A 6,629-nucleotide genomic window follows, 5' to 3' on the forward strand; every position below is an offset into this window, starting at 1 on the left:
GCGCGTGCGCCGCAGGTTTTATGGTTAGCTAAATGGCACTAATAAATCCAGAAAACAAAAAGCACCCCATTGGGGTGCTTTTTGTTTTCTAGACCAGACTATAGCAATGCGTTGATTGCGTAATCGAGGTAGGAGTTAGCTTCAACAGCAGCATCACCAGACAAACCATGGTTTGCTTTGATGTACTTCAAAGCTTCAACGTACCAGCTAGGAGACAATTCAAAGGTACGGTTGATTTCAGCCAAACCAGCGATGAGGTAATCATCAAGAGGACCTGTACCACCAACAACTAGAGAGTAGGTAACAATGCGGAGGTAGTAACCGATGTCTCTTGCACACTTCTCTTTACCAGTTTGGCTAGAAGCGAAGTTGTGACCAGGGGTGGTGGTGGTGTAAGGATACTTTTGGTAAACAGCATTAGCAGCACCAGATACCAAGGACTCAGCCTTTTCGGTCAAAGCTTTAGCAGCAGCTAGTCCAGAACCTGCTTGACGGAAACGACCAAAAGCAACTTGCAATTCGCTAGAGCTGAGGAAACGACCTTGAGAATCTGCTGTAGCTAGTGCTTCGGTTAAAGGGGTCTTCGACATGATTTACAATATCTCCAAATAAAAATTATTAACGCGAATTAAACAAAAGAATTAAAAACTAGGAAACTGCGGCTGCGGCTCTGTCAAAGTAGCTGCTGAGTTCAGACATCAAGCTGCTGCAATCACCACGGGTTACGCCATTAGGATCGTTAGCGATCGCAATAGCGGCTTCTTTCATTTTTTGTACGCCTACAGCAACGGAAGCGCCAGGAGTACCGAGAGCCAAGTAGGTTTCTCTCAAACCATTGAGGCAGCGATCGTCGAGGATGCTGGAGTCGCCTGCATAGATAGCGTAGGTAACATAACGCAAGATGATTTCCATGTCGCGTAAGCAAGCAGCCATACGACGGTTGGTGTATGCATTTCCACCAGGAGCGATCAAGGCAGGTTGTTCGGCGAACAAAGCACGAGCAGCATTAGCAACGATGGTCGAAGAGTTGCTGGTAATGCGGTTAACTGTGTCGATACGCTTGTTACCTTCAGCAACAAATGCGCTCAATGCATCTAGTTGAGAAGAAGTGAGGTATGCACCACGCGAATCAGCTTGGGATACTACCTTGGCAAATACATCTAATGTCATGTTACGTTTATCTCCAAATGTGTTTAAGTGTCTTTTAAAAGACTGTGATAGGTAAAACCCATCAATGGATATTTAGTCTAGGGAGTTGTTCTAATCTGTAGTTAAAACAAACTAGAAAAATTTATATTTTTAAATAGACCGAATAATTTGATTGAAGACGAAATTAAATAAATCATTGAATACCAGTACCGACTACAGACATCGAAGATATCGAGTATAAATACTCAGTCAATTATTCATTTAGCTTCGTTTAACTCGTTCAAATTTTCAGCTTCTTTGTTTATACTATGTCGTTGGATCGTTTTTCATTACGGATTGTCACAATTTATAAAGTACTCGTTAACAAATCCCATAATTTGCGATCGCAGAAGCAATTCACAATCTAAGATTTGCGCTCTAAATCAAACTGGAAGCCATGAATATATCCTTCTGTCCATCCCGAACCATAGAATCGATTGAATCGATTGAGCATTCCCCTAGTGGTCTTCTTTTCCGCACGATAGCGCAAGTAAGTAGCTAGGCATAATTAAAAACCAAAACCAGAGAGCATACCGCCCGCTGCGCGGGCGGTATGCTCTTCTGGGTTTTAAGTTTACTTATGCCTAGCTACTTATCGCAATTGCAAGATGATTAAAAAATAAAACCAAAGAGCGTCCCGATCTCTGAGCCAAGAAAGTTTAAAAAGGACGGGCGGCGCGAAGCGCCGCCCGTCCTTTTTAAATTGGTACGCCTAACTCAGCACCTAAAGGAAAGCCTAATGCTTCTCTCTGGGCGTAATACAGTTTGGCAACTTGACGCGCTAAGTTGCGAATACGTCCGATATAGCGCACCCTTTCGGTTACGGAAATCACCCCTCTTGCATCTAGCAAGTTAAAGGAATGGGAGCATTTCAAAACATAGTCAAAGGCTGGTAATACTAATTCAGCTTCTAACAAATGCCCTGCTTCTTTTTCATACTGTAAGAAAAGCTGGAACAACAAGTCAGAATCCTGTGGTTTACCACCAAAGTTACCGAAGTTATAGCCGCTATGCTCGACCTCTCCTTGATGATGCACTTGACCGTATTTGATGTTGCCTAGGGTGGGGTGCGATCGCCATAGGATGTCATAAACCGAATCCACCCCTTGCAGATACATAACTAGACGTTCCAAACCATAGGTGATTTCCGCAGAGACGGGACGACAATCTAAACCGCCAACCTGTTGAAAATAGGTAAACTGGGTAACTTCCATTCCATCTAGCCAGACTTCCCAACCTACACCCCAAGCACCAAGGGTCGGTGATTCCCAATCATCTTCGACAAAACGGATATCATGATCGGCGGGATCGATACCAAGATGTTTGAGACTATTTAGATATAGATCGAGTACATCATCGGGGGATGGCTTGAGGATGACTTGAAATTGGTAGTAATGTTGCAAGCGATTGGGATTTTGCCCATAGCGCCCATCGGTTGGGCGGCGACATGGTTCGACATAGGCGACACTCCAAGGCTCTGGACCGATCGCTCTTAAAAAAGTATGCGGACTCATGGTACCAGCCCCCTTTTCTATATCGTAGGGCTGGGCAATCAAACATCCGCGATCGCTCCAATAGGTTTGCAATGCCAATATAACCGACTGAAAATCCATGCTGTACGGGACGATAACACTAGTGTTTTTTATCCTATCAGCGTAGTGTTATCTGGTGTTATCTTTTGAGTGGATATTACTTTGTGAATTTTACTTTGTGAATTTTACAGTTATCAACTACGAAGAGCTGGACTCGACCAATAGTGAAGCTTGGCGATTGATCGATCGCCTTGAAGTTGCATCCCAAACTGCGATTATTGCCAAACGTCAAACAAAAGGCAGGGGGCAACGTGGCAAGCAATGGCAGTCTGACTTGGGTGGGTTGTTTATGTCGGTAATTTTGCAGCCTAACTTAGCAGCATCACAGGCAAATCAAATTACGCTCTGGTCAGCTTGGGGAATTGCCAAGGCACTCAATGAAACTGGGGTAAATGTAAAGCTTAAATGGCTGAACGATCTATTAATCGATCGCCGCAAGCTAGGAGGTATCCTCACTGAAACGAGAATCGAGGCGGGCAAAATTCTGTATGCAGTAGTGGGGATCGGTATTAACTGGACGAATCAAGTACCCGAAAGCGCGATCGCCCTTGGCGAATTGCCGACCACTTTATCGAGTATGGACGAACTCATTGAGGTAGTGCTAGCAGGCATCGAACTGGGACAGAGTCGCAGCGAACATGAAGGAATGGTGGGCATTTTGGCGGAATATTTACAGATGCTGGATCGCCAAAAAGTGAGCCAAACGGTTGATGGTTGGGAACTTCAGGGAGAAATAATCGACATTAGACCAACAGGCGAACTGGTAGTAAGATGGGAGGGAAATTCCCAAAACGCGATCTATCAGCCCCAAAACTTTTCTGTCGGCTATCAGTAGACTTAAAATATGCGCAAATCCACAATCTCGACAATTACCCTAGCAACGCTGCTTTGCCTCTTTACAAATAACTATCTTCTAGTTGGCTCTGCATATGCCGCTAATAAATCCGCCATCTCACCTGATATCGCAGTATCTCAACCTTCCACCCCAGCAACTCAGTCCCAACCTCGGGTCGCCCCTGTCGCGCCTACCACAATCGAAATTGAAGGTAAAAGTAGCTTTACTGCTGCCCCAAATTCAGCGCCAGTCGATCAAGCCGTAGGAAATTCTGGCTATAAAGACTCCGTCCAAGACTCTCCGAGGGTTAATATCGAGTCTGCATCTACGGTTTCATCGAGATCGGGTTCAAAAACTGATGTCAAGCGATCGCAACCCGTCGAAATTGTCCTCGAAAATCGTTCAAACGGCTGTCAGGCAAAGGCTAGTGAAATTTCAGGTCGCAGTAACAATCTCTGCGCTCCAGAAGTCGCGATCGCTTCTAAGCAAAACTACTACCAAAACGGCAATGTCCTTTACGCCGCCGCATCTGGGGATAACTCCATCCAAGTCCGTCGCCTCACCCCCCAAGAAATTGCTGCCATGAGCTTGCCTAGCAATGGCGACAAGCGCATGTTGTTCCCATTAATTGCGCCGACTACCATTAGTTCTTTGTTTGGAACTCGCGTGCATCCAGTTACGGGTCAAGTCCGCTTTCACCAAGGAACAGACTTAGCCGCACCTGAAGGAACGCCTGTAATTGCTGCCTTTAGCGGTCGTGTCGAAATAGCGGGATGGCTGGGTGGCTATGGTTTAATCGTCGTCATTTCCCATGGTGAAACCCATGAAACTCGCTATGCCCATCTATCTGAAGTATTAGTTAAACCAGGTCAGGAAATCAAACAGGGGACGGTGATTGGTTTAGTCGGTAGTACGGGTATGGCAACTGGCCCCCACCTACATTTTGAGATTTGGCAAAAGATGAAAGATGGTTTGGTAGCGATCGACCCCACACCACAGTTGATGCTTGCCATGGAGCAATTAGAGAAATATCTCGCTCAAACCACGAAGTCTCCCAATAAGGCTTAGGCGATCGCCTTTTACAGCTAGGTCATTAAACAATAATTAGCTACGCACAAGTAAACTTAGAAACTAGAAGAGCGTACAGCCCGCGTAGCGGGCTGTACGCTCTCTGGTTTTGGTTTTTAATTATGCCTACTCCCTTCCCAGTGAAGAATTAGCGTTGCGGCGCGAAGCGCCGCAACGCTAATTCTTCACTGGGAAGGGAGTAGCTACTTAGTAGTCTTTCCATGATTTTCCCGAAGATGGTAGATGAAAAGTTGTATATTGGCTAGAGTGACAATTTTATCGATCCAAAATTTAAAAAACCTTGATTGCTACTCCCATTAAACCAACCGTAACGACGAGACGACCTGTATTTCCTTTCACCGCTGTGATCGGACAGGAAGAGATGAAGCTCGCCCTGTTGCTCAACGTCATCGATCCCAAAATCGGTGGAGTGATGGTCATGGGCGATCGCGGTACGGGCAAATCCACCACCGTTCGCGCCCTTGCCGACCTCCTACCCGAAATTGAAGTTGTTGCAGACGATCCCTTTAGCAGCCACCCCACTGATGGCGACTTACAAAGTGAAGAAGTGCGCCGCCGTATTGCTGATGGTGAAACATTACCCGTTAGCACCAAGCAAGTAATCATGGTGGATTTACCCCTCGGTGCAACCGAAGACCGTGTATGCGGAACCATCGATATTGAAAAAGCGCTATCGGAAGGGGTCAAAGCTTTTGAACTAGGACTACTTGCTAAAGCTAATCGCGGCATTCTCTACATTGATGAAGTAAATCTCCTCGACGATCACCTCGTCGATGTATTACTAGACTCAGCCGCTTCGGGCTGGAATACCGTTGAGCGGGAAGGGATCTCCATCCGCCACCCTGCCAGATTCGTCTTGGTCGGATCGGGCAACCCTGAAGAAGGAGAATTACGTCCTCAATTACTCGATCGCTTTGGGATGTATGCAGAAATTCGCACTGTCCGCGAGCCAGAACTACGAGTGCGCGTAGTTGAAGAGCGGACTAATTTTGATAGCAATCCTCACGGCTTCCTCAAAGACTATGCATCTCAACAGGAAGATCTCCAGTCTAAAATCGTTAAAGCGCAAACAATTCTCGGTGAAGTTGATATTCCTCACGATCTACGACTGAATATCTCCAGAGTTTGCTCGGAACTGAATGTTGATGGTCTACGCGGCGATATTGTTAGCAATCGAGCCTCTAGAGCGATCGCTGCTTTTGAAGGTCGCAAGGAAGTAGAAGTAGATGACATCAAGCGTGTCATTGGTCTATGTCTCCGCCACCGTCTGCGCAAAGATCCTCTCGAATCCATTGATACGGGTTACAAAGTTCTCAAAACCTTCAATCAAGTTTTTGGAATTGAAGAAGAGTAATACCAATTCACGAAAGTGTTGTCACACTTTCGTGAATTAAACACTAAACCCAGTAATACCAAATCACAAAATGGCTACGCCATTTTGTGATTTTAAAACCCTTACTGGGTTTGGTTTTTAATTCCCAAAAGTGTAGCCACACTTTTGGGAATTGGTATTAATAGTGGTGCGCGGCAAAGACGCGCACCACTATTAATTGGGGCGTAGGAAGCAAATTAGAAAGTGCCGAGCAATGGTAGTACCTTCTTTTTCAGTAGATCAATTAAGGCTGGCTCCATATATTCATAGCGATCGGGAATATCTAAACAAACCACTCGTTTATTTATAAGATATCGCTGAAAATTTTTTAAAATCTTACGGCGATAGGATTTCTCCATGACAAAAATCACATCAGCCCAGATAATTGCCTCGCCACTTAAAGGTATGTCCGCTTCTCGATCTACCCCTGCGGAATCTACATCCAGCCCCTCATAATCGGCAAATATTGCTTCGGCAGTGGGACTGCGTAATCTATTTTTCCCGCATACAAATAATAACTTCATGGCTAGTGCTAAATAGGTAAGGATGGGCG

Annotated in this window: 7 protein-coding genes and 1 pseudogene; 3 read left to right on the plus strand and 5 right to left on the minus strand. The window is 45.5% G+C overall.

Features of this window, described 5'->3' with window-relative positions:
* Positions 1-98: 98 nt before the first annotated feature.
* The 4 genes and pseudogenes from cpcA to glyQ form a co-directional block, all read right to left on the minus strand.
* Positions 99-590 (minus strand): phycocyanin subunit alpha, encoded by a 492-nt coding sequence (gene cpcA, locus AC805_RS22955; RefSeq protein ID WP_055077562.1) that lies wholly within the window; start codon positions 588-590, stop codon positions 99-101.
* Between the two features lie 58 nt (positions 591-648).
* Positions 649-1,170, minus strand: a complete 522-nt coding sequence (locus AC805_RS22960; protein ID WP_055077563.1) for a phycocyanin subunit beta — start codon at positions 1,168-1,170, stop codon at positions 649-651.
* 382 nt (positions 1,171-1,552) lie between these two features.
* A pseudogene (locus tag AC805_RS27545) lies at positions 1,553-1,681 on the minus strand (phycoerythrobilin:ferredoxin oxidoreductase); the annotation flags it as partial.
* 205 nt (positions 1,682-1,886) lie between these two features.
* Positions 1,887-2,801, minus strand: a complete 915-nt coding sequence (gene glyQ, locus AC805_RS22965) for a glycine--tRNA ligase subunit alpha (protein ID WP_055077564.1) — start codon at positions 2,799-2,801, stop codon at positions 1,887-1,889.
* A gap of 97 nt (positions 2,802-2,898) precedes the next feature.
* On the opposite strand from glyQ, the gene AC805_RS22970 reads away from it, so the two are divergent.
* The 3 genes from AC805_RS22970 (at position 2,899) to bchI (ending at position 6,058) form a co-directional block, all read left to right on the plus strand.
* The gene (locus AC805_RS22970; RefSeq protein ID WP_197278826.1) at positions 2,899-3,615 is read left to right on the plus strand and encodes a biotin--[acetyl-CoA-carboxylase] ligase; all 717 of its coding nucleotides are present in this window, start codon (positions 2,899-2,901) and stop codon (positions 3,613-3,615) included.
* A gap of 9 nt (positions 3,616-3,624) precedes the next feature.
* Positions 3,625-4,683, plus strand: a complete 1,059-nt coding sequence (locus AC805_RS22975; protein WP_055077566.1) for a M23 family metallopeptidase — start codon at positions 3,625-3,627, stop codon at positions 4,681-4,683.
* Between the two features lie 301 nt (positions 4,684-4,984).
* Positions 4,985-6,058: a magnesium chelatase ATPase subunit I gene (gene bchI / locus AC805_RS22980; RefSeq protein WP_231664239.1), complete on the plus strand. Its 1,074-nt coding sequence runs from the start codon at positions 4,985-4,987 to the stop codon at positions 6,056-6,058.
* A gap of 215 nt (positions 6,059-6,273) precedes the next feature.
* Here the strand turns inward: bchI and AC805_RS22985 are convergent, their stop codons facing one another.
* Positions 6,274-6,600, minus strand: coding sequence for a low molecular weight protein tyrosine phosphatase family protein (locus tag AC805_RS22985; protein ID WP_055077567.1), 327 nt, complete (start codon positions 6,598-6,600; stop codon positions 6,274-6,276).
* Between the last annotated feature and the right edge of the window lie 29 nt (positions 6,601-6,629).

Source organism: Pseudanabaena sp. 'Roaring Creek', from assembly GCF_001402795.1.
GTDB lineage: Bacteria > Cyanobacteriota > Cyanobacteriia > Pseudanabaenales > Pseudanabaenaceae > Pseudanabaena.

What these genes read in the sequence shown, in the direction of transcription:
- cpcA (WP_055077562.1), bottom strand. Translation starts at nt 590, where the DNA reads ATGTCGAAGACCCCTTTAACCGAAGCACTAGCTACAGCAGATTCTCAA.
- glyQ (WP_055077564.1), bottom strand. Translation starts at nt 2,801, where the DNA reads ATGGATTTTCAGTCGGTTATATTGGCATTGCAAACCTATTGGAGCGAT.
- AC805_RS22985 (WP_055077567.1), bottom strand. Translation starts at nt 6,600, where the DNA reads ATGAAGTTATTATTTGTATGCGGGAAAAATAGATTACGCAGTCCCACT.
- AC805_RS22960 (WP_055077563.1), bottom strand. Translation starts at nt 1,170, where the DNA reads ATGACATTAGATGTATTTGCCAAGGTAGTATCCCAAGCTGATTCGCGT.
- AC805_RS22975 (WP_055077566.1), top strand. Translation starts at nt 3,625, where the DNA reads ATGCGCAAATCCACAATCTCGACAATTACCCTAGCAACGCTGCTTTGC.